26 protein-coding genes are annotated in these 26,872 nt (G+C 72.4%); 12 read left to right on the top strand and 14 right to left on the bottom strand.

The genetic code is table 11. The features are described 5' to 3' along the window. The coding region (locus tag C5508_RS04370; protein ID WP_104523739.1) for an LCP family protein at nucleotides 1-1,674 on the top strand (1,674 nt) is incomplete at its 5' end. Here C5508_RS04370 and C5508_RS04365 read toward each other — a convergent pair. The 6 genes from C5508_RS04365 to C5508_RS04340 all read right to left on the bottom strand — a co-directional run bounded on the left by C5508_RS04365 (nucleotide 1,664) and on the right by C5508_RS04340 (nucleotide 7,095). Continuing rightward, complete coding sequence (locus tag C5508_RS04365; protein ID WP_198597858.1) at nucleotides 1,664-2,212, bottom strand: GNAT family N-acetyltransferase; 549 nt, start codon at nucleotides 2,210-2,212, stop codon at nucleotides 1,664-1,666. The genes C5508_RS04370 and C5508_RS04365 overlap by 11 nt on opposite strands. A 23-nt stretch (nucleotides 2,213-2,235) precedes the next feature. Continuing rightward, nucleotides 2,236-3,015 (bottom strand): phosphate ABC transporter ATP-binding protein PstB, encoded by a 780-nt coding sequence (pstB, locus tag C5508_RS04360; RefSeq protein WP_104523733.1) that lies wholly within the window; start codon nucleotides 3,013-3,015, stop codon nucleotides 2,236-2,238. A gap of 23 nt (nucleotides 3,016-3,038) precedes the next feature. Then, a complete protein-coding gene (pstA, locus tag C5508_RS04355; RefSeq protein WP_232796910.1) occupies nucleotides 3,039-4,124 on the bottom strand; it encodes a phosphate ABC transporter permease PstA in 1,086 nt (361 codons plus the stop codon). After that, complete coding sequence (gene pstC, locus C5508_RS04350; RefSeq protein WP_104523732.1) at nucleotides 4,121-5,056, bottom strand: phosphate ABC transporter permease subunit PstC; 936 nt, start codon at nucleotides 5,054-5,056, stop codon at nucleotides 4,121-4,123. Before pstC (C5508_RS04350) ends, pstA (C5508_RS04355) begins: the two co-directional genes overlap by 4 nt. 56 nt (nucleotides 5,057-5,112) lie before the next feature. Next, a complete protein-coding gene (gene pstS, locus C5508_RS04345) occupies nucleotides 5,113-6,195 on the bottom strand; it encodes a phosphate ABC transporter substrate-binding protein PstS (RefSeq protein WP_198597856.1) in 1,083 nt (360 codons plus the stop codon). 183 nt (nucleotides 6,196-6,378) lie between these two features. Continuing rightward, the gene (locus tag C5508_RS04340) at nucleotides 6,379-7,095 is read right to left on the bottom strand and encodes a response regulator transcription factor (RefSeq protein WP_104523730.1); all 717 of its coding nucleotides are present in this window, start codon (nucleotides 7,093-7,095) and stop codon (nucleotides 6,379-6,381) included. Nucleotides 7,096-7,372: 277 nt separating this feature from the next. Between C5508_RS04340 and C5508_RS04335 the strand changes: the two genes are divergently transcribed. The 5 genes from C5508_RS04335 (at nucleotide 7,373) to C5508_RS19445 (ending at nucleotide 11,475) form a co-directional block, all read left to right on the top strand. Next, nucleotides 7,373-8,341, top strand: coding sequence for a PstS family phosphate ABC transporter substrate-binding protein (locus C5508_RS04335; RefSeq protein WP_104523729.1), 969 nt, complete (start codon nucleotides 7,373-7,375; stop codon nucleotides 8,339-8,341). Nucleotides 8,342-8,508: 167 nt separating this feature from the next. Further along, nucleotides 8,509-9,366 (top strand): phosphate ABC transporter permease subunit PstC, encoded by an 858-nt coding sequence (gene pstC / locus C5508_RS04330; RefSeq protein WP_232796909.1) that lies wholly within the window; start codon nucleotides 8,509-8,511, stop codon nucleotides 9,364-9,366. Beyond that, nucleotides 9,366-10,262 carry a phosphate ABC transporter permease PstA gene (pstA, locus tag C5508_RS04325; protein WP_104523727.1) on the top strand — a complete coding sequence of 299 codons (897 nt, stop codon included), beginning with the start codon at nucleotides 9,366-9,368 and terminating at the stop codon, nucleotides 10,260-10,262. The genes pstC (C5508_RS04330) and pstA (C5508_RS04325) overlap by 1 nt, the downstream gene beginning before the upstream one ends. A gap of 40 nt (nucleotides 10,263-10,302) precedes the next feature. Further along, complete coding sequence (gene pstB, locus C5508_RS04320) at nucleotides 10,303-11,217, top strand: phosphate ABC transporter ATP-binding protein PstB (RefSeq protein WP_104523726.1); 915 nt, start codon at nucleotides 10,303-10,305, stop codon at nucleotides 11,215-11,217. A gap of 45 nt (nucleotides 11,218-11,262) precedes the next feature. Further along, the gene (locus C5508_RS19445; RefSeq protein ID WP_157943990.1) at nucleotides 11,263-11,475 is read left to right on the top strand and encodes a hypothetical protein; all 213 of its coding nucleotides are present in this window, start codon (nucleotides 11,263-11,265) and stop codon (nucleotides 11,473-11,475) included. A gap of 175 nt (nucleotides 11,476-11,650) precedes the next feature. Here C5508_RS19445 and C5508_RS04310 read toward each other — a convergent pair whose 3' ends face one another. Further along, nucleotides 11,651-13,111: an FAD-dependent oxidoreductase gene (locus C5508_RS04310; protein ID WP_104523724.1), complete on the bottom strand. Its 1,461-nt coding sequence runs from the start codon at nucleotides 13,109-13,111 to the stop codon at nucleotides 11,651-11,653. Nucleotides 13,112-13,183: 72 nt separating this feature from the next. Here C5508_RS04310 and C5508_RS04305 point away from each other — a divergent pair, with 72 nt between their 5' ends. Continuing rightward, nucleotides 13,184-13,543, top strand: a complete 360-nt coding sequence (locus C5508_RS04305) for an ArsR/SmtB family transcription factor (RefSeq protein WP_104523723.1) — start codon at nucleotides 13,184-13,186, stop codon at nucleotides 13,541-13,543. Here C5508_RS04305 and mshD read toward each other — a convergent pair. After that, a complete protein-coding gene (gene mshD, locus C5508_RS04300; RefSeq protein ID WP_104523722.1) occupies nucleotides 13,479-14,441 on the bottom strand; it encodes a mycothiol synthase in 963 nt (320 codons plus the stop codon). The genes C5508_RS04305 and mshD overlap by 65 nt on opposite strands. Nucleotides 14,442-14,448: 7 nt before the next feature. Beyond that, nucleotides 14,449-15,207, bottom strand: a complete 759-nt coding sequence (locus C5508_RS04295; protein ID WP_104523721.1) for a winged helix-turn-helix domain-containing protein — start codon at nucleotides 15,205-15,207, stop codon at nucleotides 14,449-14,451. 226 nt (nucleotides 15,208-15,433) lie between these two features. Between C5508_RS04295 and C5508_RS04290 the strand changes: the two genes are divergently transcribed. The 5 genes from C5508_RS04290 (at nucleotide 15,434) to C5508_RS04270 (ending at nucleotide 18,703) form a co-directional block, all read left to right on the top strand. Continuing rightward, complete coding sequence (locus tag C5508_RS04290) at nucleotides 15,434-16,258, top strand: hypothetical protein (protein WP_104523720.1); 825 nt, start codon at nucleotides 15,434-15,436, stop codon at nucleotides 16,256-16,258. Continuing rightward, nucleotides 16,255-16,944, top strand: coding sequence for an LmeA family phospholipid-binding protein (locus tag C5508_RS04285; protein ID WP_104523719.1), 690 nt, complete (start codon nucleotides 16,255-16,257; stop codon nucleotides 16,942-16,944). The genes C5508_RS04290 and C5508_RS04285 overlap by 4 nt, the downstream gene beginning before the upstream one ends. A gap of 29 nt (nucleotides 16,945-16,973) precedes the next feature. Beyond that, the gene (locus C5508_RS04280; protein ID WP_104523718.1) at nucleotides 16,974-17,345 is read left to right on the top strand and encodes a thioredoxin family protein; all 372 of its coding nucleotides are present in this window, start codon (nucleotides 16,974-16,976) and stop codon (nucleotides 17,343-17,345) included. Nucleotides 17,346-17,575: 230 nt separating this feature from the next. Beyond that, a complete protein-coding gene (locus C5508_RS04275; RefSeq protein ID WP_104523717.1) occupies nucleotides 17,576-18,403 on the top strand; it encodes a sulfurtransferase in 828 nt (275 codons plus the stop codon). 6 nt (nucleotides 18,404-18,409) lie between these two features. Further along, a complete protein-coding gene (locus tag C5508_RS04270) occupies nucleotides 18,410-18,703 on the top strand; it encodes a DUF1416 domain-containing protein (RefSeq protein WP_104523716.1) in 294 nt (97 codons plus the stop codon). 67 nt (nucleotides 18,704-18,770) lie between these two features. Here C5508_RS04270 and C5508_RS04265 read toward each other — a convergent pair whose 3' ends face one another. From C5508_RS04265 to C5508_RS04245, 5 genes are all read right to left on the bottom strand, one after another. Then, nucleotides 18,771-20,525, bottom strand: a complete 1,755-nt coding sequence (locus tag C5508_RS04265; protein WP_104523715.1) for a SpoIIE family protein phosphatase — start codon at nucleotides 20,523-20,525, stop codon at nucleotides 18,771-18,773. Nucleotides 20,526-20,644: 119 nt separating this feature from the next. Continuing rightward, nucleotides 20,645-22,792, bottom strand: a complete 2,148-nt coding sequence (locus tag C5508_RS04260; RefSeq protein ID WP_198597855.1) for a xanthine dehydrogenase family protein molybdopterin-binding subunit — start codon at nucleotides 22,790-22,792, stop codon at nucleotides 20,645-20,647. Beyond that, nucleotides 22,789-23,289 carry a (2Fe-2S)-binding protein gene (locus C5508_RS04255; RefSeq protein ID WP_104523714.1) on the bottom strand — a complete coding sequence of 167 codons (501 nt, stop codon included), beginning with the start codon at nucleotides 23,287-23,289 and terminating at the stop codon, nucleotides 22,789-22,791. Before C5508_RS04255 ends, C5508_RS04260 begins: the two co-directional genes overlap by 4 nt. Then, a complete protein-coding gene (locus C5508_RS04250) occupies nucleotides 23,289-24,641 on the bottom strand; it encodes a dihydrolipoamide acetyltransferase family protein (RefSeq protein ID WP_104523713.1) in 1,353 nt (450 codons plus the stop codon). Before C5508_RS04250 ends, C5508_RS04255 begins: the two co-directional genes overlap by 1 nt. Before the next feature lie 2 nt (nucleotides 24,642-24,643). Beyond that, a complete protein-coding gene (locus C5508_RS04245) occupies nucleotides 24,644-26,824 on the bottom strand; it encodes an alpha-ketoacid dehydrogenase subunit alpha/beta (protein WP_104523712.1) in 2,181 nt (726 codons plus the stop codon). Nucleotides 26,825-26,872 lie beyond the last annotated feature (48 nt).

Here is a 26,872-nt window from a genome sequence, read left to right as displayed (position 1 = left end):
TGCATTAGAGATTATCCTTTACGTCTTATATTGTATATTTCATGTGTTCCTATACCTTCGGTTTTTGTTTGTTACTTGTCGATTGTTTATTTTGTTGTAAAGGCTCACGCGACCACCCAGTTCGACACTTTCCTCGTCGTCGGCAGCTTCTACGTTTTTAAAGAGCCAGGCCTCGCCGCCCCCCCGGCCGCGGCCCCGGGACGTCCGCGTCGTGCGGCGGAGCGCCGGCCGCGCAGCCCCGGACGCCGGCGGGCGGTCCGGGTGGCGACCGCGCTCGCCGCGGTCCTGGGGATCGTGGTGCTCTACCACCTGGCCCTCTACTTCTACGTCGACCAGCGCATCGACCGCGTCGACGCGCTGGCAACCGACGGCCCCGAGGTGCTGGCCCCCGAGCTCCAGGACGCCGCCGAGACCTACCTCGTGGTGGGGACCGGCGTCCCCGGCCAGAGTGGCGCCGCGTCGGTGGCAACCCTGGTGGCCTCGGTCTCCGGCGACGGCGAGCGGGCCGTCCTGGTCAGCGTGCCGCCCACCGCGATGGTCGACACCCCGATGTGCCGCACGCCCGACGGCGACCTGCGCAACCCGGTGACCGAGGCCTTCGCCAGCTCCCTTCTCGACGGCGGACCGGCGTGCATGGTGCGCGCGGTGCAGCAGCTCTCCGGCCTGCGGATCGACCACTACCTGGGTGTCGACCTCGCGGGTCTGCCGACGATGGTCGACGCGCTGGGCGGCATACCGGTGTGCGTCATCCCCTCCGAGGCGACCGCCGCGGCCGCGGAGCCGCCGCCCGCGGGGCCCTCCCAGCTGACCGGCTCCGCTGCCGCGGGTTTCCTCGCCCCGGGGGACAGGGGGACCGACGTCACGGGCGCCGCCGTCGCCGAGCGCGCGCAGCGGCTGCTCACCTCGACCCTGCGGGGAGCGATGTCGGTCGACACCCTGCTTGACCCGGTCGGCCTCGCCACGTTCCTCAACCGGGCGTCGGACAGCCTGACCGTAGACGAGCAGACGACGCTCGGTGACCTGCGCATCCTGGCCGGCTCGCTGGGCGACCTGTCCGGCGACGCGGTCCAGCGAGCGGGGCTGCCCGTCGCGCAGGTGGGCTACGTGCCGGCCGGCAACGACGAGGCCTACGTCGTGCTGGACGGGCCGGCCACCCGCGCGCTGTTCGACGCGGTCATCGACGGCACCCGGCTGCCCGCCGAGGTCCTCGAGGCGCAGCGCGCCGCCCAGACCGCCGCGTCGCAGGCGGCCGAGGCCGCGCAGCCCGCACCCGAGGAGCCGGCCGGCCCCGCGCCCCTGACCGCGTCCCCCGGGGAGATCACCGTCGACGTCCTGAACGGCACCGGCACGACGGGCCTGGCCGGCACCGTCGCGAGCGCGCTCCGGGCGCAGGGCTTCGGCGTGGGCACCGTCGGCAACGAGGAGGGCACGGTCAACGAGACCGTCGTCCGCTTCGGTCCGGGGGCGGAGGAGAAGGCGCGCACGCTCGCCGCCGCCGTGCCGAACTCGGTGCTGCGGCCCAGCGACGCGGTCGGGGGCGCCGTGCAGCTGGTGATCGGTCCCGGTTACTCGACGGTCGTCCCGGTGCAGGTCGGCGCACCGGTCGCCGCCGAGCCCGCGCCGGCCCCCGCGCCGGTCGATCCCGAGCCCGCAGCCGAGCCGGTCAGCTGCTGACGGGAGCCGGGTCCTCCAGGCGCGGGTTGAGGACCTGGAACAGCACGTGGTCCTGCCAGCGACCTGCGATCCGCAGGTAGCGCGGCGCCAAGCCGTAGCGCTCGAATCCGTTGCGGGCCAGCACCGCCTGCGAGGCGACGTTGTCAACCAGGGTCCCGGCCTCGAGCCGGTGCAGGCCCAGCTCGTCGAAGGCGGTGCGGACCACGTGCGCGACGGCCGCGGAGGCCAGTCCCTGGCGGGTGTACCGCCGGGCCACCCAGTAGCCCAGGACGCCGGACAGCAGCGCTCCCCGCACGATCCCGCCCAGCGTGATACGGCCGGCCACCTCACCGGTCGGGGCGAGCACGACGTAGGGCACCGTCGTGCCCGCCGAGTGCCCGGCCAGCACCTCCGCGAGCTCCGTCCGCTGCCCGACGTCGGTGAAGTAGGACTCCGGGCGGCGCGGCTCGTAGGGCGCCAGGAACTCTCGGTTCTCCCGGAGGAGCGCGGCGATGGCGGGTGCGTCGTCGAGGGTCACGAGCCGGGGTGGGGGCAGCATCCCGGCATCCTCGCAGCCGGGGCTCAGCCGAAGCGGCCGGAGATGTAGTCCTCGGTCGCCTTCTCGTCGGGGTTGCTGAAGATCTTCTCGGTCGGGTTGAACTCGATCAGCCGGCCCGGCTGGCCGACGCCGGAGAGGTTGAAGAAGCCGGTGGACTCGCTCACCCGCGCCGCCTGCTGCATGTTGTGGGTGACGATGACGATCGTGAACCGCTCCTTGAGCTCGGTCATCAGGTCCTCGATCGCCAGCGTCGAAATGGGGTCCAGTGCAGATGCGGGCTCGTCCATGAGCAACACGTCCGGCTCGACGGCGATGGCCCGGGCGATGCACAGCCGCTGCTGCTGGCCGCCGGAGAGGCTCGATCCGGGCCGGCCGAGCCGGTCCTTGACCTCGTTCCAGAGGTTGGCGCCACGCAACGAGCGCTCGACGAGGTCGTCGAGGTCGCCCTTCTTCATCTTCTTGTTGTTCAGGCGCAGGCCGGCGGCGACGTTGTCGTAGATGGACATGGTCGGGAAGGGATTGGGCCGCTGGAAGACCATGCCGATCTGCCGCCGGACGTCGACCGGGTCGCTGTCGGGGCCGTAGAGGTCCTGGCCGTCCATGACGATCTTGCCCTCGACGCGGGCGCCGGGGAGGACTTCGTGCATCCGGTTGATCGAGCGCAGGAAGGTCGACTTTCCGCAGCCCGAGGGACCGATCAGCGCGGTGACGCTGCGGGGCTCGATGGAGACGGTGACGCCCTCCACGGCGAGGAAGCTGCCGTAGTAGACGTTCAGGTCCGAGACGTCGATGCGCTTGGCCACGACAGTTTCTCCTGGTTCCCCGGTCAGCGACCGGGCTTGGGGGCGAACAAGCGGCTGATCAGCCGGGCGATGACGTTCAGGCCCATGACGAGGGCGATGAGGATCAGCGCTGCGGTCCAGGCGCGGTCGATGGCGAACTCCGGCGGTACGCCGGGTTGGGTCAGCTGGTAGAAGGCGTAGACCGGCAGGGTCGCCATCCGGCCGTCGAACGGGTCGAAGTTCGTGGCGTTGGCGATGCCGACGGTCACCAGCAGCGGGGCGGTCTCACCGATCACGCGGGCGATGGCCAGGGTCACGCCCGTGGCCAGGCCGGCGATCGCGGTGGGGATGACGACCTTGAGGATGGTGCGCCACTTGGGGACGCCGAGCGCGTAGGAGGCCTCGCGCAGATCGTTGGGGACCAGCTTGAGCACCTCCTCGGCCGAGCGCACGACGACCGGGATCATCAACACCGACAGCGCCACGGCGCCGGCGATGCCCAGTCGGACGCCGGGGCCGAAGAAGATGACGAACAGCGCGTAGGCGAACAGGCCGGCCACGATCGAGGGGATGCCGGTCATGACGTCGACCAGGAAGGTGATCGCCTTCTTCAGCCGTCCGCTGCCGTACTCGACGAGGTAGACGGCGGTCATCAGTCCGATCGGCACCGAGATCAGCGTGGTCAGGGCGGTGATGACCAGCGTGCCCATGATCGCGTGGTAGGCGCCGCCGCCCTCGCCCAGCACCCCCAGCAGCGACCAGGTGAAGAACTGGCCGTCCAGCCGTTCGACTCCCCGGCGGATCACCTCGTAGGCCAGGCTCAGGAGAGGCACCATGGCCAGGCCGAAGGCGCTGTAGACCAGGCAGGTCACCAGCCGGTCCTTCGCCGTCCGCGGTCCCTCGAGCGACCGGGAGACGCCGTAGACCAGCGCCGTTCCCACCGCGACCGTGCCCGCCACGTAGAGGGCGACGTTCAGCCCGAGCCACTGGTCGAGCACGACCATGACGAGCAGGGCCGCGGCGAAGCAGCCCGCCATCCCCGACCGCGACAGCCGGCGGAATCGGCGGGTGGAGCCGCGCCCGGACGGCCTGCTGCCGGTCGGTGACCGGGTGGGAACGACGGCGGTCACGAGCCGGCTCCGGAGAACTCCGCGCGGCGGTTGACGATGGCCCGAGCACCCATGTTCACCGCGAAGGTGATGACGAACAGCACCAGGCCGCTGGCGATGAGCGTGTTGACGTCGATGCCGCTGGACTCGGGGAACTGCAGCGCGACGTTCGCGGCGATCGTGGAGGGGTTGCCGCTGCTGATCAGGTTGAAGGTGATGCCACCGGAGACCGACAGCACGAGCGCGATCGCCATGGTCTCGCCGAGCGCGCGACCCAGGCCGAGCATCGCGCCGCCGATCACGCCGGAGCTGCCGTAGGGAAGGACGGCCATCCGGATCATCTCCCACCGGGTCGCGCCCAGCGCCAGCGCGGCCTCGCGGTGCAACGTCGGCGTCTGCCGGAACACCTCACGGGCGATCGCGCTGATGATCGGCAGGATCATGATGGCCAGCACGAGCCCGGCGGTGAGCATGGTCCGGCCGGTGGCCGACGTGGGGCCGGCGAAGAGCGGGATGAATCCGAGGTTGTCCTCGAGCCAGCGGTAGAAGGGCACCATCTTCGGGGCCAGCCAGAACACGCCCCAGAAGCCGTAGACGATGCTCGGGATGGCAGCCAGCAGGTCGACGACGTACCCCAGGCCCTGAGCCAGCCGGCGCGGCGCGTACTGGGTGATGAACAGGGCGATGGCGACCGCCAGCGGGGTGGCCAGCGCCAGCGCGATGACCGCCGCCAGCAGGGTGCCGAAGAGCAGCGGCGCGATGTAGGACGCCAGCCCGTCGCCACCGGGGATGTCCTCGGCGGGGGCGGTGAGCGCCGGGGCCGCCTCGACGACGAGGAAGACGGTGACTCCGGCCAGGATCAACATGATCAGGATGCCGGCGCCCTTCGCCGTCCCGGCGAAGACCCGGTCTCCGCGCCGGAGGACGGGGCGGGAGCTGGAGGTGCTCGTCACCGCTGGTCTGCCCCGGTGGTCGTCGGTGGTCGCATCGTGGTGCAGATCCTCCCGTGTCAGGAGGCCCGGACGGCGTCGATCGCCGCCAGTGCCTGGTCTCGCAGGCCGTCGGAGATAGGCGCGGAGCCGGCCACCAGGGCCGCCGCCTCCTGTCCCTCCTCGCTGAGGACGTAGGTCATGAAAGCCCGCAGCAGCTCGGCCGTCTGCGGGTCGTCGTAGGAGAGGCAGCCGATGTGGTAGCTGATGAGCACGATCGGGTACTCGCCTGACCCCGAGGTGTCCCGGTTGACCTCGATGGCGAAGTCCTGCTCACCGCGGCCCTCGATCAGCTCGGAGTTCTCGACGACGGCCGCGGCCGCCTCGGCGGTGGGCGCGACGTACTCGTCGCCCACCCGGACTCGCGCGACGCCCAGATCGCCCGCCTGGCTCAGGTCGGCGTAGCCGATGGTGCCGTTTCCGGCGCCGACCGCGGCGACCACGCCGGAATTCCCCTGGGCCGCCTCGCCGCCGGGCACCGGCCAGTTGCCGTCCACCTCGTGCGGCCACACCTCGCCGGCCGCCTGGAAGAGGTAGTCGACGAAGTTCTCGGTCGTCCCCGACTCGTCGCTGCGGTTGACCGGCGTGATCGCGAGGTCGGGCAGGCGGACGTCGGGGTTGTCCGCGGCGATCGCCGGGTCGTCCCAGCGGGTGATCTGCTGGTCGAAGATCCGCGCCAGGGTGCCCGGGGAGAGGTTCAGCTCGTCGAGCCCTGCGACGTTGTAGACGACGGCGATCGGCGCGATGTAGTTCGGTAGCTCGAAGATGCCCTCCGGGCCGCACCGCCGCTCGGCCTGCTCGAGCTCCTCCTCGTCGAGGAACGCGTCGGAGCCGGCGAAGTCGGTGCCGCCGGCGAGGAACTGTTCCCGGCCGCCGCCGGACCCGACCGGGTCGTAGTTGACCGTCACCTCGGGCTGCAGGCTGGCGTAGCCCGCGGTCCAGCCTTGCATCGCGGCCTGCTGGGCACTGGACCCGGCGCCCACGAGGGTCCCGCTGTACTGCTCACCCGCGCCGGTCGCCAGGTTCCGCTCGTTGACGGCGGCGCACCCCCCGAGCGCGAGCGGGACGACGAGCAGACCGGGCACGAGCAGGCGTGCGCGCACGCGAGCAGACCGCACTTCGCACGCCTTCCGTCGATGAACGATTGATGACTGGTCCGATGAACCAGCGGGGACGGTAGGCGGTCCAGGTGGACGGATCCCGGTCGAACGGTGAACAAACGGTGAACGGCGGCACGGTCAGGTCGCTGACCAGGATGAAGACGTGCCCCGATGGCCGGGATCACGTCACTCGGGGACGCCCTGCAACAGGTAGCCGGACCGGCCGACGGTGGTGATGATCCGGGGTCGGCGGGGGTCCTCGCCCAGCCGGCGGCGCAGCCGGCGGACGTGTACCGAGACGGTGTTGGACGCCGACGGTGTGGTCCCGCCCCACACCGCCTCCCACAGTCGCGCCTGGCTGACCACCCGGCCCTCGTTCGTCATGAGGAACTGCAGGAGCGCGAACTCCTGCCGCGGTAGCGCCACCAGCGTGCCGCGCAGACGGACGGTCCGGGCGTGGGTAGACAGCTCCAGCGGTCCGCACCGGAGAACCTCGTCGTCCGGCTCCGGCGCGGGGCGGACGGCCGCGATCAGAGCCATGAGCTGTGCCGGCCGGTAGGGGTAGGCGACAAAAGCCATCGCGCCGGCGTCGAGAGCGGCGCCGGCGAGTGCGGCGTGCTCGTGGTCGACGGCCACGATCACCGGCACGTGGCCCCGCACCAGCAGGTCCACGACGGTCGGCACCGGCAAGTCGGTCAGATCGGCGCGCAGCACGATGACGTCGGGCCGGGTGGTGCCCGTCAGTAGCAGCCCTTCGGCGGCGGAGGTGCAGGTGTGGACGTCGAAGCGATCGGCGTGAGCGTCGAGCAGCCGACCCGCGGTCCCATCCGGGTCGATGACCAGCACGCGGGTGCACGTCGCGGATCTCGATTCGGCGATCGCCGTCGACCGGAGGCTGTTCATGGTGCTCGGCAGCAAAGTCGCAGCCGGTGAGGGGCGGGGGGCATCGACGTGGACCGGTGCTGAACAACCACCGGATCATCGGTGACGAGTGACCTGGCGTCGGCGGGCGACGGTGTTGCACAGCTCACCCATGAATGCCCAGGTCGCCGGCCATGTCGCCAACGTTCGCCGTTCGTTCACCTGACGCGGTGTGCCGGTTCACTGTCCATCCCTAGCTTTCGAGCCGTCCGTCCCGCTGCCTGGCGATCGGCCAGGTGGAGACAGAGAGGCTCAACCGTTGACGACCAGCACCCTGCGCCGCCGTTCCGCGCCCGCGGCCGCCGTGCTCTCCCTCGCCCTTGCCCTGAGCGCTTGCGGCGGCTCCAACGAAGAGCAGGCCGGCGGCGGCGACTCCGCCATGTCCGGCGACGTGCTCTCCGACGGCTCCTCGACCGTCGCGCCACTGACGTCGGCAGCGGCGGAGTTCTTCGCCGAGGAGGAGCCCGGCGTCAACGTCTCGGTCGCCACGTCCGGTACCGGCGGTGGCTTCGAGGTGTTCTGCCAGGGCAACACGGACATCTCCAACGCCTCGCGGCCCATCAAGGACGAAGAGATCGCCGCGTGCGAGGAGAACGGCGTGGAGTACACGGAGCTGACGGTCGCGCGCGACGCGCTCACCGTCGTCACCTCCGCGGAGAACGACTTCATCACCTGCCTCAGCACCGAGCAGCTGGCCACTCTGTGGGGACCTGAGGCCGAGGGCACCATCACGACGTGGGACCAGGTCGACCCGTCGTTCCCGGCCGAGCCGATCGAGCTGTACGGGCCGGGTACGGACTCCGGCACGTTCGACTACTTCACCGACGAGATCAACGGTGAGGAGGGTGTCAGCCGTACCGACTACAACGCCTCTGAGGACGACAACGTCATCGTCCAGGGTGTTTCCGGCTCGTCGAACGCGCTGGCGTACTTCGGATTCACTTACTACGAGGAGAACGCCCAGTCGCTGAAGGCGATCGAGATCGACAGTGGTGACGGCTGCGTCGCCCCGAGCGCGGAGACCGTGCAGGACGGCACATACACCCCGCTGGGCCGGCCGCTGTTCATCTACGTGAACAACGCGTCCTACAGCGAGAAGCCGGCCGTGGCGGCGTTCGTGGACTTCTACGCCCAGAGCGACGCCGAGATCGCCGAGGCCGCCCAGTACATCCCCCTGAACGACGAGCAGCGTGCAGAGCTGGAGTCCGCGATCGGCTCGATCGCCTGAGTCCCGGGAACGGGTTCGGTCACAGGAACGACGAGGCAAGGAGAGTCGTGAGCAGCATCACGGCGACAGGGGGGTCCCCGGCAACGGGGGCCCCCCCCGGGCGCGGGGCGGATGACCGCCGGCGTCCGCTGACGCGGCAATCGCCGCGTTACGGGGAGCGGGCGGTCATGGTCGCCCTGGCGGGGGCCTCCCTCCTCTCGGTCGCGGTCACCGTGGGGATCGTCCTCGCCCTCCTGCTTCCGGCCTTGTCGTTCTTCAGGGAGGTCAGCCTCACGGAGTTCCTCTTCGGCACGAGGTGGACCCCACGGTTCACCGGCCAGGAGTCCTACGGCGTGCTCCCGCTGATCACGGGCACTGCGTGGACGACCGTCATCGGCCTCCTCGTCGCCATCCCGTTCGGCCTCGGCGCAGCCGTCTATCTCGCCGAGTACGCGCCCTGGCGGGTCCGGAAGGTGCTCAAGCCGGTGCTCGAGGTGCTCGCCGGCGTCCCGTCGGTCGTCTACGGGTTCTTCGCGCTCACCTTCGTGGCACCGTTCGTGCTCAACGACCTGTTGGGGCTCGACGTCGGCACCTTCAGCGTGCTGTCCGCCGGCATCGTCCTGGGAATCATGATCATCCCGACGGTGGCCTCGCTCTCCGAGGACGCCATGTCGGCCGTGCCGGACTCCCTACGGCAGGGCTCGCTCGCATTGGGAGCCAACAAGATGCGCACCACGCTGCGCGTCGTCTTCCCGGCCGCCATCTCGGGCATCGCGGCGTCGATCGTCCTCGCGCTCTCTCGGGCGGTGGGCGAGACCATGATCGTGGCGCTGGCCGCCGGCACGCAGGCTCGCATGGTGGGTAGCCCCACAGAGTTCGGCCAGACGATGACCGGCTTCATCGCGCAGACGGCGACCGGGGAGAGCACCCCCGGGACGCTCAGCTACAACACGCTGTTCGCCGTCGGGCTCCTCCTGTTCGTGATCACCTTCGTGATCAACCTGATCAGCATCCGGCTGGTGCGGAAGTTCCGAGAGGCCTACTGATGGCGACCATCGGCCAGATCGCCACCCGGCCGCTCCGGGCGGAGCGGCACGGTGAGCGAAGCTTCGCCTCGATCGCCTTCCTGGTGGCCCTCTGGTTGGCCCTGGCGTTCGCGGTGCTGTGCCTGGTGACTCTGCTCGTCACTTCGTTCGTCGACGGGGTCCAGCGGCTGGACAGCAACTTGTTCACCCAGTACTCCTCCCAGGTCCGTCCGGAGACCGGGGGCGCCCGCGCGGCGATCTGGGGCACCCTCTGGGTCATCGGCCTGACTGCCGTCCTTGCGATCCCGCTGGGCATCGCCGCAGCCGTCTACCTCGAGGAGTTCGCCGATCCCACCCGTTGGTACAACCGACTCGTCGAGGTCAACCTGCAGAACCTGGCGGCCGTGCCGGCCATCGTCTACGGCATGCTGACCGCTGGGTTGGCCCTCACGATCGGGCTGCGCCGGGGAGTCGTCCTTGCCGGTGGCATCGCGCTGGCGCTGCTCATCCTGCCGGTCATCATCATCACGACCCGTGAGGCACTGCGGGCTGTCCCGGCCGAGATCCGCCAAGGTTCGCTGGCCCTCGGGGCGACTCGGCTCAAGACGGTCTGGAAGCAGAGCCTGCCTTCGGCGGTCCCCGGCGTCGCGACCGGGACGATCCTGGCGCTTTCTCGGGCCCTCGGTGAGGCCGCGCCGCTGCTCCTGCTCGGCGCGGTGGTGTTCGTCCGGTTCGACCCCGACGGTCTCATGTCGGGATTCACGACGATGCCTGTTCAGATCTTCAACTGGGCCGGCCAGCCGCAGGTCGAGTTCCGCGAGCTCGCCGCGGCCGCGATCATCGTGCTGCTGGGGATGCTGCTGCTCATGAACGCTGTCGCGATCGTCATCCGTAACCGGTACCAGCGGCGCTGGTGACCTGACGCTTTCCCCTCCGAACCCACTGACTGGACGGACCATGACCAGCACCGAGACCACCACCGCCCCGACGACCAGAACGCCGGCTGGCGGGGGTGGCGCGCTCGCCGACAACGGCGCCCGTCCGCGCGTCGTCGCGCAGGACGACAACTCCCGCTACCTGCCCGACATGCCGATCCCGGTTATCGAGTGCGAAGGCGTGGACATCTACTACGGCGGCTTCCGCGCCGTGCACGACGTCTCCATGGTCTACGGCCAGAACGAGATCACCGCGATGATCGGTCCGTCGGGCTGCGGCAAGTCGACGGTGCTCCGCTGCCTCAACCGGATGAACGACCTGATCCCGGGGGCCCGGGTCGCCGGCCGCATCTCCTACCGCGGCCAGGACATGTACGGCTCGGACGTCGATCCGATCGAGGTCCGTCGCCGGATCGGCATGGTGTTCCAGAAGCCCAACCCGTTCCCGAAGTCCATCTACGACAACATCGCCTACGGCCCACGGGTGACGGGCATGAAGGTCGAGTCCATGGATGACCTGGTCGAGCAGGCACTCCGGGGGGCTGCCCTGTGGGACGAGGTCAAGGACAAGCTCAAGCAGTCCGCCTACGGGCTGTCCGGGGGGCAGCAGCAGCGCCTCTGCATCGCCCGGACGATCGCGGTTCGGCCCGAGGTGATCCTGATGGACGAACCGTGCTCGGCCCTGGACCCGATTGCGACCGCGCGCATCGAGGACCTCATGGAGGACCTGCGCAAGGACTTCACGATCATCATCGTGACGCACAACATGCAGCAGGCCGCGCGGGTGGCCGACCGCACCGCATTCTTCACCGCGCAGGCGGCGGAGGGCACGGGCGACCGGACCGGACAGCTCGTGGAGTTCGACCTCACCACCAAGATCTTCAGCAACCCGGCGGACAAGCGGACCGAGGACTACATCTCCGGCCGCTTCGGCTGATCCGATGCGCTACGGCAGGTGCGAGGGCAACGCGGCGGAGGAGCGATGAGCGAACGTGACGACCGCCCCGCGGACGAGAGCAGCAACGAGGGGCCCCGCGAGCGGGTCGCCCGGAACGCTGCCGAGGGCGGGGATCCTGGATCGGTAGGTGCACTCGACGGCGCCGCTGCGGCCGGCGGCCTGGGTGCTGTGAGCGACGAGAAGCGTGGCAGCCTCATGCCTCAGGAAGCGCCGGATCCGAGCATCGGGCCGGACTGACCCCGTTCTCGACCCGGCGTCGCCTATCGAGGCGACGCGGCCGGCCACCTCGGCCCGGCGGTGATGCCGACAGTGGACAGGACAGCGAGCAGAGGAGTCCGCGGTCCTGGCCCGACGAGGGCCCGCAGGTGGAGCCCGAGCCCGCCCCGGCAGTGGTTCGTCGCCGGGGCGGCAGTCACGCGCCGCGGGACGGTGCACCGGCGGTGACTGCCGGCGGCGCCGGAGCGCAGCAACTCGTGGCGGCCGCTTCCGCCGAGTGGCCGTGCTCCGAGCCGGTCGGGAATCCGACGGGTGCGGGCCCGCAGTCGGAATCCGCGGTCTCGGCCGCCTCGCGGTCGCCGAGGTCGGTCGAGCAGACGCCGGTCTGCGGGAGGTTCAGCTCCACCCGCTCGGCAGAGGCGGTGTCACCGGCGAGGGCGGCGGCGATGGAGCGGACCTGCTCGTACCCCGTCGCCAGCAGGAACGTGGGGGCCCGGCCGTAGGACTTCATGCCGACGATGTAGAGGTTCTCGTCGGGGTGCGACAGCAGCTGCTCGCCGTGTGGGGGCACGGTGCCGCAGGAGTGGAAGTTCGGGTCGATCAGCGGCGCCAGCCGGGCCGGCGCCTCCACCCCCGGATCGAGGTCCAGGCGCACCTCGCGGAGCATCTCCAGGTCGGGCCGGAAGCCGGTGGCCGCAGCGATCGCGTCCACCTCGAGGCGCACCTCCTCGCCGTCCCGGGCGGTGCCGGTGACCACCACGGGGCCGTCCGCGTCGTCCGCGGGCTCCAGCGCGGTGAGGGTGAACTCACGGATCAGCCGGATGGCGCCGGAGGCCACGGCGGCCTTCAGGGTCGACCCCAGCAGCCCACGGGCGGGCAGCCCGTCGGCGTCGCCGCTGCCGTAGAGCCGGGCGGGGGAGCGGCCGCGGATGACCCAGGTGATGTCGGTTCCGGGCTCCTCCTCGCGCAGCTGGGCCAGGGCGAGCAGCGTGTTGGCCGCCGAGTGCCCCATGCCGGCGACGAGCGTGTGCCGTCCGGCGAACCGCTTGCGCTCGCGGCCCAGTACGTCGGGCAGCGGGCCGACGAGCCAGGGGCCGGCCAGGTCCTCCCCGGGTGCGCGCAGCCCGGCCGCGCCGAGCGGGTTGGCGGAGCCCCAGGTGCCCGACGCGTCGATGACCGCGCCGGCCCGCAGGTCGGTGACCTCACCGTCGCGCACCGTCCGGACGACGTACGGCCGCCCTTCGCGTCCGACGGTCCGTGTCTTGTCTACGCCCTCCCGGGTCACCGCGAGGACCCGCGTGCCGGTGCGGATCCGCGGTGCGAGCTCGGGGGTCGCGGCGAGGGGTGCGAGGTAGGAGTCGACGAGCTCCGCCCCGGAGGGCAGCGCGTCCCGGTCGGGCGATTCCCAGCCGGCCGGTTCCAGCAGCCGAAGCGCGGCGGCGTCGACGTCGTACCCCCAGGGCGAGAACAGGCGGACGTGGCCCCAGTCGCGGACCGCGGCCGCGACTACGTCGCCGGCTTCCAGGACGAGCGGCTCCAGCCCTCGCTCGAGCAGGTGCGCCGCCGCCGCCAGGCCCACCGGCCCGGCGCCGATCACGACGACCGGCAGCTCCTGCACGGGCAGTGACGCTCCCACTCCGACCAGCTCCTCAGACATCGACGACCATCAATGCAGACAACCTAACAGCGGCCACTGTTGATAGCAACGACCGTGTGACATAGTTCGGGCATGCGACGAGGTCTGGACGTGCGGCTGGAGCCGGTGGGCATCGGCGGGGCCGCCGAACGCGCGCAGCTGCTGGCGCCGCAGCTCAAGGCCATGGGGGATGCCAACCGCCTGCACCTCCTGCTGCTGCTCGCCGACCGGCCGCACACCGTCCGGGAGCTCACCGAGGCGTCCGGCATGAGCCAGACGCTGGTCAGCCACCACCTGGCGCCACTTCGCGAGCACGGCCTGGTGGCGATCACGCCCAGGGGGCGGAGCAACGTCTACTCGCTCTGCTGCGAGGCCCTCGCCGGCCCTGTCAAGCTCCTGGCCACGCTCGCCGCGATGACCCCCGAGGGGGCCGACGCCTGCTGCCGGGAGTGAGCGGCCAGCCGGCGGGGTCCCGGCGCCAGGCGACGTCGACGGCGTGGCGGGTGAAGCCGCGCCCCTCGTACAGCCGCACGGCGGCCGTGTTGTCCTCCTCGACGTACAGGAGCACCTCGTGCAGCCCAAGGCCGCGGAGGTGGGCCAGGCCCAGGTCGGTGAGCGCGCGGCCCAGCCGCAGCCCTTGCGCGGCGGGGTCGACGCCCAGCACGTAGATCTCACCGACCGGCTCGGGCCCGGCGTCGCCCGCGGGGTGCACCTTGGTCCAGTGCGAGCCGAGCAGCTCGCCGCCGGTCGCCGGGTCGCCGCGCCAGGCCAGCAGGAAGCCTGCCGGGTCGAACCACGGCTCGGCCTCGCGCAGCTCGAGATCGGCCCGGGTCATCCGGCCCTGCTCGGGGTGCCAGGAGAAGGCGCGCGCGTTGACCCGCAGCCAGGCCTCCTCGTCGCGGCCGGGCACGAACGGCAGCACCTGCACGCCGGCCGGCAGCTCGGGGCGGGGATCGGCGTCGACGCCGGCCAGGTCGCGCCGCATCTGCAGCAGCACCCGGGCGCGCTCGAAGCCGTGCGGGGCGAGCAGCTCCGCGGACCCGGGCAGGTCGCCGTGCGCCCAGATGCTCAGCGGGCTGTCCCCGGCGAGCGCCAGGAGCTGCGCCAGCAGTGCGCGCCCGTGGCCCCGGCGCCGGAGCCCCGGGTGCACGACCAGTTCCGCGGCGCCGTCGTCGAACCGGGCGTACCCGGCGAGGGTGCCGTCGTCGGTGCGGACGACGAGGTCCGAGCCGCCGGGGGACCGGTGCTGCAGCCGCAGCTCGGCCTCCTCGGAGACCGGCCTGACGCCGTCCGCGGTGACCGCGGCGCGCAGGAGTTCGAGGACCTCGTCGACGTCGAAGGGCTGGCGCACCCGGCCATCAGACCAGCTCGGCGCCGGCCCTGTCCGTCGAGGTGGTGGCGTCGGCGGCCCTGGCGGTGGCGTCGGCCACCTGCCGGTCGAGCTTGTACCCGACGTTGCGCACGGTCCCGATCAGCGCCTCGTGCTCGGTGCCGAGCTTGGCCCGCAGCCGGCGCACGTGGACGTCGACGGTCCGGGTGCCACCGAAGTAGTCGTAGCCCCAGATCTCCTGCAGCAGCTGGGCGCGGGAGAACACGCGGCCCGGGTGCTGCGCGAGGTACTTGAGGAGCTCGAACTCCTTGTAGGTGAGGTCGAGCGAGCGCCCGCGCAGCTTGGCCGAGTAGCTGTGCTCGTCGATGACCAGCTCCCCGGCCTGCGTGAGGCCGCCCTCGGCGCCGTCGGCGGGGGTGGCCGCGGCCAGCCGGCGCGCCGCGGCCCACTTCAGGCGGGCGTCGACCTCCGCCGGGCCGGCGGTGTCCAGGAGCACGTCGTCGATGCCCCAGTCGGCCGAGAGCGCGACCAGGCCGCCTTCGGAGAGGACGGCGACGAGGGAGGCCGCGACACCGGTGGAGGACAGCAGGCCGCAGAGCGTGCGCGCCTGGATGAGGTCGTGGCGTGCGTCGACGAGGATCACGTCATCCCCGTGGCCCACCCCGTCGCCGTCGAGCAGGCTGGACAGCTCGGGCGCGACCACGCGGACCCGGTGGGGCAGGAGGCCCAGGGCGGGCAGCACCTCGGTCGTGGCCTGACGGGCTGCGGTCATGAGCACGAGTCGCATGTCGTCTCCTCTGGGGTCCAGGGCCGGCGATCGCCGGCCGGACCTACGACGACGCTGTCGAGGTGAGAGGGCAGGATAGCGGATGTACGGCTCCGCAGGGGAGCGCCGACGGCGGACGCGTCGCCCGGCGGGAGGGGAGGGGCCAGGGGTCCGGACCTCGCCGGAACCGGCGCTCCGCTCCGCTCGTCGGGCGCCCCGGACGCCGGACGTCTGAGACCATCGGGGCGTGAGTCCCACCGCCGCCCTCCCTGCGACGCCGGACCGCGCGCACCACCTGCCCGCAGCCGGGCTGGCGGCGCTCGTCACCGCCGTCCTGGCCGGCCTGCCCGCCGTTCTCGACGGGGTCGGTGCGCTGGCCGCGGTGCTGGTGCTCCAGCTGGCGCTGGTGCTCTCCTGGGTCATGGTCGCCCGCATGCGTGGGGCGACCGCCTCGCTGGTGGTCGGCACCGCGACCGCCGTGGCCGCCGATCTCGTGCTGGTGCTGCCGCAGCGACCGGAGCTCGGTGGGCTGCTCGGGGTGCTCGCCGTGGGCTTCCTGGTCTCGGTGGCCCAGCAGATGCTGCGGTCGCCGAGGCACCACCTGGTCGACTCGCTGGCCGGTGCGGCGCTGCTGACGACCGCGGTGGCCGCCCTGGCCGCCCTGCTGCTGCTCGGCCGCTCCGACGAGGGGCGCCTGGTGGTCACCGCGCTGGCCGCCGGCGCGGCGCTGGTCGTCGGTCACCTCGTCGACCGGGTGCTGCCCCGGCCGGTCGTTGCCGAAGGAGTGCCGCGCGGGCTCGTCGGCGCCGTCCTGGCTGTCCTTGCCGGGGCCGCGGTGGCGTGGGCCGCCCGCGGCCTCGCCGACCTCGGGATGTTCCGCTCGCTGTTCGTCGGTGCGGCCGTCGCGGGCGTCGTCGCTCTGGTCGCACTGGCCGCGAGCTACGTCGCCGTCGAGGCCGGGGACGACCCGGGAGCGGGCGAGACCTCCCCGTGGGTGCTCACCGTCGTCCAGGTCGTCCTCCCGCTGGCCGCGGCCGCCCCTGTCGCGCTCGGCCTGCTGACGGTGCTGTGAAGGTCCTCGCGGTCCTGCTCGTCCTCCTCGTCGGGCTGGGGGTGCTCCTCGACCGCGTGGCGGTGGACGTCGCCGAGGGGCAGATCTCCCGGCAGCTGGCGGCCGAGGGCGGTCTCGCGGGGCGGCCCGACGTGGACGTGCGGGGTTTCCCCTTCCTCACCCAGGCTCTCGCCGGCCGGTACGACGAGGTCCGGATCTCCCTCACCGCCGCCGAACTCGGCCGGCCCGCGGGCACCGAGGCCGACGTCGTCCTGCGCGGCGTGCGGCTGCCGCTGTCCGCCGTGCTCGCCGGCGAGGTGCGGTCGGTCCCGGTCGAGCGCATCGACGGCACGGCCACGCTCTCCTACGACGTCCTGGCGCAGGAGTTCGGCGGGAACACGACCCTGCGCCCCGAGGGCGAGGGCCTGCGGATCACCAGGACCGTCGACGTCCTCGGCTACCGGCTGCCGCTGACGGCGACGGGGACGGTGCGCCTGGACGGCGACGCCCTCGTCGTGGACGTGCGCGAGGTCTCCGGCGCCGGCGTCGACGTGCCCGGGTTCGTGGTGGACCGCGCGCGTGAGCTCCTGGACCTGCGCTATCCGGTCGAGCTGCCCTTCGGTCTCCGGCTGACCGACGTCACCCCGGCCGCGACGGGGGTCGACGTGCGGGTGACGGCGCGCGACGCCGTCCTCTCGGCGGAATAGTCCGTCCGCCGCCGCCGGTTGTGCCAGGCGTGACAGGGACCACGGCGCCGCGCGAGGACGGCGTTCCGGCCGCCGCGGTGCTCGGTCGGCTGGGTGTGCGCCCGGCCGATGCCGACCTCACGGTCGTCCAGTTCTCCAGCGCGTTCTGCGGGCCGTGCCGCGTCACGAAGGCCCGGCTCGCGCAGCTGCGGGCGACCCGGCCGGGGCTGGCCGTCGTCCAGGTGGACGCGGAGAGCCATCTGCAGGAGGTGCGCGACCTCGACGTCCGCGTCACCCCCACGCTCTTGTTCCTGGACCGGTCAGGGGCGGTGGTCCGGCGCAGCGCCGGTGCCCCGCATCCCGGCGAGCTGTCCGCCTTCGTGGACGCTCACGTCGGGGGCCGGATCGGCGGCGTGTCGTGATCGGTTACCCTCGCGCCGTGGGCTTTCTGCTGACCTCGCGCCGCACAGTCGACCTGTGCCGCGTCGGCAGCTGCCTGTGTCCGGCCCTCTGAGGGCGGCACAGCGCCGTCCGGACGCGCTCTCCGCGCCGCCGGGATGCCCCTTTCTCCCGTGAGTCCCGCGCTCGTGCGATCCGCGTCCCTCTCGCACCGCCGAACCGACCGCACACCGACATCCGGAGGAACACACCCATGAGCCGCACCGACGTGCTCGTCACCGTCGACTGGGTCCAGGAGCACCTGGGCCAGCCCGGCATCGTCTTCGTCGAGGTCGACGAGGACACCACCGCCTACGACGGCGGCCACATCGAGGGCGCCGTCAAGCTGGACTGGAAGAAGGACCTCCAGGACCCGCTGCGCCGCGACTACCTCGACAAGACCGCCTTCGAGGCGCTGCTGTCGAGCCGGGGCATCGCCAACGACGACACCGTCGTGCTCTACGGCGGCAACAACAACTGGTTCGCCGCCTACGCCTACTGGTACTTCAAGATCTACGGGCACCGCGACGTGAAGCTCATGGACGGCGGCCGCAAGAAGTGGGAGCTCGACGGGCGCCCCCTGTCGAAGGACGCCGTCGACCGCCCGGCCACCCAGTACGTCGCCGGTGAGCCCGACCTGTCGATCCGCGCCTTCCGCGACGAGGTCGTCGCCGCCATCGGCACGAAGAACCTCGTCGACGTGCGTTCGCCCGACGAGTTCTCCGGCAAGATCCTCGCCCCGGCGCACCTGCCGCAGGAGCAGTCGCAGCGTCCCGGCCACGTGCCGACGGCGATCAACATCCCGTGGAGCAAGGCGGCCAACGAGGACGGCACCTTCAAGTCCGACGAGCAGCTGGCGGCGCTGTACGCCGAGCAGGGCTTCGACGACAGCAAGGAAACCATCGCCTACTGCCGCATCGGCGAGCGGTCGAGCCACACCTGGTTCGTGCTCCAGGAGCTGCTGGGCAAGAAGAACGTCAAGAACTACGACGGCAGCTGGGTCGAGTACGGCTCGCTGGTCGGCGTCCCGATCGAGAAGTGAGCTGACATGTGCGGCGCCCCGAAGCAGGGCGGTTCCCTCGCGGGCATCGACCTCAGCACGCAGACGGTGATCCAGGGCTCGGTGTGGCACGACGGCGCACCGGTGGCCGGTGCCTACGTCCGGCTGCTCGACGGCACCGACGAGTTCACCGCCGAGGTGGTCACCAGCCCCGAGGGTGAGTTCCGCTTCTTCGCGGCTCCGGGCGCGTGGAAGTTGCGTGCGCTCGCCCCCGCCGGCAAGGGAGAGCGGGTCCTCGAGGCCGAGACCGGCCTCAACGAGACCACCGTCGTCATCGCCTGACGGCCCTCCGCAGAGCCACTCCAGCGGCCCGCCTCCCCTCCGGGGGAGGCGGGCCGCTGTCGTCTCCTCAGTCCAGGCCCGGGGGCAGCCGGTTGGGTCCGGCCTCGGCCGGCCGGGGCCGGTCCTCGGGGAAGGTGCGGACGGCGACGATGGCGACGTCGTCCGCACCGGCGTCGGGCACCAGCCGGGCCAGCACCGTGTCCAGCAGCTCCTCCAGCGGGGTGCTGCCCAGATCGGCCAGCGCCTCGCGCAGCCGACCCGTGCCCTCGTCGAGGTCGATGTCGCGGCGCTCGACCAGGCCGTCGGTGAACAGCAGCAGGGTGTGGTGGTCGGGCAGCACCAGGAGGTGGTCGGTGCGTCGCGCGTCGGGGTCGATGCCGAACATCAGCTCCGGCGGGCTGACCAGCTCGGTGACGCTGCCGTCGGGGGCGAGCAGGAGCGGCGGCGGGTGGCCGGCGTTGCTCCAGCGCAGCAGCCGGGTGCCGCTGACCGGCTCGTCGGGATGGCGTTCGATGCGGGCGAGCACACCGGTGGCCAGGGTGGTGACCGCCAGGCCCTGGGCGGCGTGCTCGACCCGGGTGAGCGTCTCGGCCGGTCCGGCGTCGGAGGCGTAGGCCAGCGCCCGGAGCAGGCCGCGGAGCTGACCCATGGCCGCGGCGGCGTTGCTGTCGTGCCCGACCACGTCGCCGATCGCCAGCATCGTCGCGCCGTCGGGCTGGAGGAAGGCGTCGTACCAGTCGCCGCCCACCTGCGCCTCGTGCGCGGCCGGGCGGTAGCGGACGGCGATCTGCAGGTGGTCGGGTTCCGGCGGCGGGGTGAGCAGCGACTGCTGCAGCCGGTCGGAGAGGGCCCTCTCGCTGGCGGCCCGGAGTGCGAGGGCCTCCAGCTCGGCGGCCTGCCGCTGGGCGGCGAGCCGCTCGGTGAGGTCGCGGAAGGAGACGACGACACCGGTCTGCACCCCGTCCTCGACGGTCGGGACCACGACCATCTCGACCGGCATGGCCGACCCGTCCCGGCGCCAGAACGTCTCGTCGTCGGAGACGACGGTCCGGCCCGTGCGCAGCGCGCGCCAGACCGGGCACTCCTCCCGGGGGTAGGGCGAGCCGTCGGTCCGGTGGTGGTGGATGAGGGCGTGCTGGTCGTTGCCCAGCTGCTCCTCGGCGGGGTGGCCGGTCAGTCGCACGGCCGCGGGGTTGACGAACTCGACCCGCCCGCCGGCGTCCAGGCCGTAGATGCCGTCGGCGACGTTGGCCAGGACGCGGTCGCTGATCGCGAGCGCCCGGGAGAGCTTCGCCTCGGTCTCCCGGAGCGACTCGAGGTCCCGGGCCCGGCTGGCCGCGACCTGGCGCAGCGTCGAGGCCTCGGCGCCGGCGGCCCGGGCCTCGGCCACGGTGCGCTCGGTCTCCAGCCGGTCGGTGATGTCCATGCCGGTGGCCAGCAGGTACTGCGGCTTCTCGCCCTCCCGCACCAGTTGCAGGGTGAAGTCCGCGACCCGTCGCGTGCCGTCGGCGAGGAAGTACGGGGTGGTGGTGCGCACCGGCTCACCGCCCGCGGCGACGGCACGGAAGCTTCGCTCGACCTCGCGCTGCACCTCGGCGCTGCCCGCCCACCAGCCGGTGTCCCAGAACAGGCGGCCCAGCTGGTCGTGCCGGTCGAACCCGCACCCCTCGACCGCCAGGAGGTTGCTGGTCAGCAGCCGGCCCTGCGGGTCGCACACGGAGGCGAACATGAAGGCGGAGTCGTGCAGCACGGAGTACCAGGACGGCGTTCCGGGGAGCGCTTCGTCCTCCGTGGTCGGCGCCGCCCCGCCGGCCTCGGCCATCTCGATGACTGCTCCTCCGTCTCGTCCGGACGTACAGCCTCTCCCAGATCGGGCCGCGTCGCCACCAGCGGGGGTGTCGGGTCAGTCGCACCCCACCCGCCGTCGGCCGTCGGAAGCGGTCAGGAAGAGGCGTCCATGGCCGCGACCACGTTCTCCGCCGACAGGGGCAGCGACCCCACGCGGACGCCGATGGCCGCGCGCAGGGCGTTGCCGATGGCGGCCGCCGTGGGACCGATGGAGGTCTCACCGGCACCGAGCGAGGGCTGGTCGGGACGGTCCAGCAGGACGACGTCGACCGGCGGCACCTCGCTGAAGGTGAGGATGGGGTACTGCTCCCAGTCCTGGCTGGTGACCTGGTGCGTGTCGAACCGCACCCGCTCCTTGGTCGTCCAGCTCACCGCCTGCAGGGCGCCACCCTCGATCTGGTTGACCACCCCGTCGGGATTGACCACCAGGCCGACGTCGGTGGCGATGGTCAGGCGCGCCACGCGGACGCTCGACTCGGCCTCCACCTCGGCCACGACGGCGCAGTAGGCGCCGGTGTTCTTGTACCGGGCCACACCCACCCCCCGGCCGCGGGTGCCCGCCGGGTCCTCCAGCGGTGAGCTCCAGCCGGCCCGCTCGGCGGCCGCCACGAGCACCTCGCGGGCGCGGGGGTCGGTCAGCAGGCCCAGCCGGTACTCCACGGGGTCCGCGCCGCAGGCCAGTGCCAGCTCGTCCACGACCGACTCGATGGCGTAGACGTTGAGGTGCGCGCCCAGGGCGCGCAGCGCCGAGGTCCGCAGCGGCATCGTCGTGAGGACGTGGCTGCGCACGCGCTGCCGGGGGAAGGCGTAGCCCGGCACCGCGTTGCGGCCCGATCCGCCCCCGTTCTTCAGCGGTGGGTCGGTCGAGGGGACCGGCGCGGCCGGGTCTGCGACGTGCATGGCGGCGAGCGGCGGGGAGGCCGACGGCCCGCCGGGACGCGCGGAGTGCCCGTTGCTCCAGACGTCGTGCCGCCAGCGCCGGACCTGACCGGACGCGTCGACGTCGGCCTCGACCTCGACGACCATCGCCGGGCCGAGCGGTCCCCAGCTGAGCTCGTCGGCGCGGGTCCACACGACCTGCACGGGCCGGCCCGGCACGGTGCGTGCCAGCAGCACCGCGTCGTAGGCGGCGTCGTCGGCGGCGTTGTGCCCGTAGCAGCCGGCGCCCTCGACGTGCTGGACGACGACGTCCTCGGGGGGCAGCCCGAGCGAGCGGACGATCTCCGTGCGCAGGTTGTAGACGCCCTGGGAGTGCGTCCAGACCCGGAGCCGGCCGTCGTCCCACTGGGCGATCCCGGCGGACGGCGCGATCGAGGCATGGGCGAGGAAGGGACGCGTGAAGCGGGCCCGGATGGTCCGCACATCGGCGGCCGGGGGCTCGTCCCCGTCCGGTCCGTCCCCGTCCGGCCCGTCCTCGTGCAGGACCACGGTCTGTGCCGGGGCGCCGACCAGGAAGGCCGCCAGATCGAGCTCGTCCGGGAGCGTCCCGGGCTGGTCCCACGTGCAGCCGGCGCGCAGCGCCTCCAGGCCTCGCAGCGCGCTCTCCTCCCGCTCGGCGAGGACTCCGAGGAAGGAACCGTCGCGCACGACGGCGACCACGCCGGGAACGGCGCGGGCGCGAGCGTCGTCGACCGTCAGCAACCGCGCTCCCCGCGAGGGCGGGCGCACGACACGGCCGAACAGCAGGCCGGGCGGTCGCAGATCGTGCAGGAACCGGCGCCGTCCGGCGACCTTGTCGGGGACGTCCAGGCGGGGCAGGGAGCGGCCGACCGAGCGGCGGACGCCGGCCGGGCGGGCGCCGGCACCGGCGGCGTCCTGGTCCAGCGCCACCTCGCCGCTCAGTTCCCAGTAGCTGCTGCGGCGTCCGTCGGGGGCGCAGATCGTGCCGTCGTCGATCCGGAGGTCGTCGGCGGGGACGTCCCACCGGGCGGCCACCGCGTCCAGGAACAGCGTGCGCACCCGGGCGCACACCTGGCGCAACGCCCCACCGGAGTGCTGCACCGAGAGGCTGCCCGCGGTGTAGGACTCGTCGGGGCTGGCGTCGGTCAAGGCGGGCACCATGACGACCCGGGCGGGATCGACCTCCAGCTCGTCCGCGGCGATCTGCGCAAGGACGGTCAGGACCCCCTGCCCGAGCTCCACCTTGCCCGAGCGGACCAGGACCCGGCCGTCGGCGCACATGCTCACCCAGCGGTCCAGCCGGGGGTTGTTCCCCAGGCTGGGGTTGCCCGGCGCGGTCACGTCGTCCCCGTCGCTCGTCCGGCGCAGGGCCGGGCGCACAGGACCGCGCGGACGATCCGGTTGTGGGCTCCGCAGCGGCAGAGGTTGCCGTCCAGCGCGCGGCGGACCCCCGCCTCGTCGACCTCGGGCTCGCGCTCCAGCAGGGCGGCGGCGGTCACGATCATGCCCGAGGTGCAGTACCCGCACTGGAGGGCCTGCGCCTCGACGAAGGTCTCCTGCAGCCGGTGCGGACGGCCGTCCTGGCCGAGCCCCTCGACCGTGGTGATCCGCTTGCCGGCCACCGCCCAGACAGGGGTGTCGCAGGAATGCGTGGGGTGCCCGTCGACCAGGACGTTGCACGCGCCGCAGAGCCCCAGCCCGCAGCCGAACTTCGCGCCCACGAGGCCCAGGTCGTTGCGGAGCGCGTAGAGCAGCGGGGTGTCGGGGTCGCACACGACGTCGTGCTCGACCCCGTTCACGTGCAGCCGGACCGGTTCGGCTGCCGGGGCGGCGCTCATCAGGCGAGGATCCGCACGGGCGACTCGAGGAGGCCGACGAACGCCCGCATCCACTCGGCAGCCGTCGCGCCGTCCACGGGGCGGTGGTCGACCGACAGCGTCACCCGCAGCACCGTGGCGACGGCGAGCTGCCCGTCGGTGACCACCGGCTCCTGACGAGCGGCGCCCACGGCCAGGATCGCGGCCTGCGGCGGGTTGATGATGGCGGCGAACTCCTCGGTGCCGTACATCCCGAGGTTGGTCACGCTGATGCTCCCGCCCTCCAGCTCGGTCTGCTGGAGGCGGCCGGCGCGCGCACGGGCGACCGCGTCCTGCGTAGCCCGGGCGACCGCGCTGACCGACATGCTGTCGACCCCCCGGAGCACCGGGGTGACCAGGCCGTTGTCGGTCGCCACGGCGACGGCGACGTCCGCGCCGTCGAACGAGCGGATCGCGTCCCCGGCCCAGGCGACGTTCATGGCGGGCACCAGGGCGTGTGCCCGGGCGACGGCCTTCACGACCAGGTCGTTCACCGAGATGCGGACGTCCCCGCCCTCGTTGAGCTGAGCGCGCATCCGGAGCAGTTCGTCGACGCGCGCCGAGCCCCGCAGGTAGAAGTGCGGCGTCGTCGTCTTGCTCTCGGTGAGCCGGGCGGCGATGGCCCGCCGCATGCGGCTCAGCGGCTGGTCGACGGCGCCGGCCGGGGCGTTCCCCGCTGGCGCCGGGGCCGGTACGGGCCTGCTGGCCGGTGCGGGTGCCGGAGCGGCTGCGGCTGCGGGTGCGGGTGCGGGTGCGGGTGGTGCGGCGAGCGCGGGGGAGGCGTCGTGCGGCGCGGCCTCCTCCAGCGCGACGCGCTGGGCGAGGGCGGTCTCGACGTCCCGGCGCACGATGCGTCCGCCGGGGCCGGTGCCGGTCAGGTCGTGGATCGACAACCCGGCCTGGGCGGCCAGCCGGCGGGCGAGCGGGCTGGCGAACCGCCGGGGGCTGCCGTTGCCGGCACCGTCGACGACCGGCGGCGGACCCGGCTCGGTCGCCGGGGTGGGGACGGCTCCGCCGTCCGGGGCCGCCCCGTTCCCCGAGGCCTCCTGGACACCGAGCGCCACGAGGACGGCGTCGAGATCGCCGATCTCCTCGCCGTGCTGCGCGAGCACGGCGATCGCGCTGCCGACGGCGACCTCGGTGCCCTCGGCGACGAGCCTCCGCAGGATGACGCCGTCGACCTCCGCTTCGACGTCGACGACGGCCTTGTCGGTCTCCACCGTGGCGATGACGTCCTTCGCCGAAAACGGGGTGTTCTCGGCGACCGGCCACCCGGCCAGGACCGCGGAGGTCGTGGCGGCGGCGATCTCGGGCATGCGCAGGAGTTCGGGCATCGTCAGGCTCCCAGGACGTCGCGGAGGGCGGCGGCGACCTCGTCGGCCTGGGCGATCGCGGCCCGCTCCAGCACCTTGCTGATGCTGGGGGAGGCCTCTCCACCGGTCACCCGCTGGACCGGCGAGTCGAGCCAGTCGAAGAACCGCCGCTGGATCTCGTCGGCCAGCCAGCCGCCGTAGGAGGTGCCCACGGCACCCTGCTCGGCGATGAGCACGTTGCCGGTCTTCTTGATGCTCTCGCCGATGGTCTCCCAGTCCAGGCTGGCGCGGTCCAGCCAGCGCAGGTCGATGACCTCGGCGTCGACGGTGCCCACCTCGTCGACCGCCTGCAGCACGTAGTTGGTCATCGCCAGGTACGAGATGACGGTGATCTGGCTGCCCGCGCGCCGGACGGCGGCCCTCCCCACCGGGATGCAGTAGTCGAGGTCGTCCACGGCGCCCTCGCCGACCGAGGTGTAGAGGTCGACGTGCTCGAGGACGACCACCGGGTCCTTGCAGCGCAGGGCGCTGTTCATCAGGCCGACGTAGTCGAAGGGCGTGGACGGGGCGACGATCCGCCAGCCGGGCGACGTCGCGAAGATGCCGGCGGGGTCCATGGAGTGCTGGGAGCCGTACCCGGTGCCCATCGCCACCTTGCTGCGCAGGACGAACGGGACGTCGTCGTCGCCGCCGAACATGTGCCGGGCCTTGCCGATCTGGTTGAACAGCTGGTCGGCCGCCACCCACATGAAGTCGGCGTACATGAACTCGACGACGGGGCGGAACCGTCCGTCCAGCGCGATCCCGCCGCCCAGGCCGGTGAAGGCGTTCTCGCTGATGGGGGTGCCGAGGATCCGGTCGGGGAAGGCGTCCTTGAGCCCGCGGGTCGCGCCGTTGGTCCCGCCGTTGAGACGGTGCACGTCCTCGCCCATGACGACGACGCGGTCGTCGGTCTCCATCCGGCGACCCATGACGCCGGCGACGGCGTCGATGAACTTGGTCTCCTGCATGCGGCCGGCAAAGTCCTCGCGGTCGGCCAGGGGTGCGTCGGCGAACTCGGAGAGGTCGCCCCGGACACCGACGTTCACGAAGGCGGGGTCGGGCCACTCGGCCTGCCGGATCTGCCGCTCCCCGGGCTTCCCGCCGGGGCGGGGCTCCAGCAGGACCTCGCTCACCTCGGCGCACAGCGCCTTGGCGGCGGCGATCGCGGCGTCGACGTCCTCGTCGGTCAGGATGCCCCGGCGGACCAGGTTGACCCGGACCTGGTCGATCGGGTCCCGCCGGCGCCAGTCGGCCTCCTCCTCGCGGGTCCGGTAGCGGAACGCGCTGCCGGGGAAGGCGCCGTTCTGGTGGAAGTACCGGTAGACGTCGGCCTCGACGAGGGCCGGGCCGTGCCCGGCGCGCATGTGGGCGAGGGCCTGCTGCATGGTGAGGTGGACCGCGAGCGGGTCCATCCCGTCGACCTTCCAGCTCGCGATGCCGAAGCCCGGCCCCCGGGCCGACAGGCGCGCCTCGCCGGTGGCCTCGTGGACGCTGGTCGACACTGCGTAGCCGTTGTTCTCGACGAAGAAGCAGACCGGCAGCTTCCACGCGGCGGCGAGGTTGAACGACTCCAGCGTCGAGCCGATGTTGATGGCGCCGTCGCCGAAGTACGTGATCGCGACCGCGTCGGTGCCGGCCTGGCGGTGCGCCCAGGCCGACCCGGCGGCCAGGGGCACGCCGCCACCGACGATCGCGTTGGTGCCGATCGCCCCGGCCTCCTTCCACTGCAGGTGCATGCTGCCGCCGCGGCCGTGGCTGAAGCCGCGGTCCAGGCCGCAGATCTCGGCCAGGCTGCGCAGCAGGACGGCCCGCACCTCCTCCGACCACGGCTTGGTCGGGTCGATGCCCTCCGGGTGGATGTGGGTCAGCACCTTGGCGAGGAACTGGTGGTGGCCGCGGTGGGAGCCGTTGACCGTGTCCTGGCTCGTCAGCCCGATGATCGAGCCGACCGCCCCGCCCTCCTGCCCGATGCTGGAGTGCGCCGGCCCGTGGATGAGCCCCGCGCCCGCGAGCTCGAGGACGAGCTCCTCGAACGTCCGGATCAGCACGAGCTGGCTCAGCATGCTGGTCAGCAGGTGCGGCTCGGCGGCGTCCCAGTCGGCCTCGGTCGTCACCAGCTCGACCCAGTCCACCGCCGGCTCCAGCAGCTTGCGCTCAGGCATGTCGATCCCATCGGCAGTCGGTCGGACCCGGACAGCGTGGCACGCCGG

The organism is Blastococcus atacamensis, from assembly GCF_002938425.1.
GTDB classification, from domain to species: domain Bacteria; phylum Actinomycetota; class Actinomycetes; order Mycobacteriales; family Geodermatophilaceae; genus Blastococcus; species Blastococcus atacamensis.
This window is presented reverse-complemented; position numbering and strand designations above follow the sequence as displayed.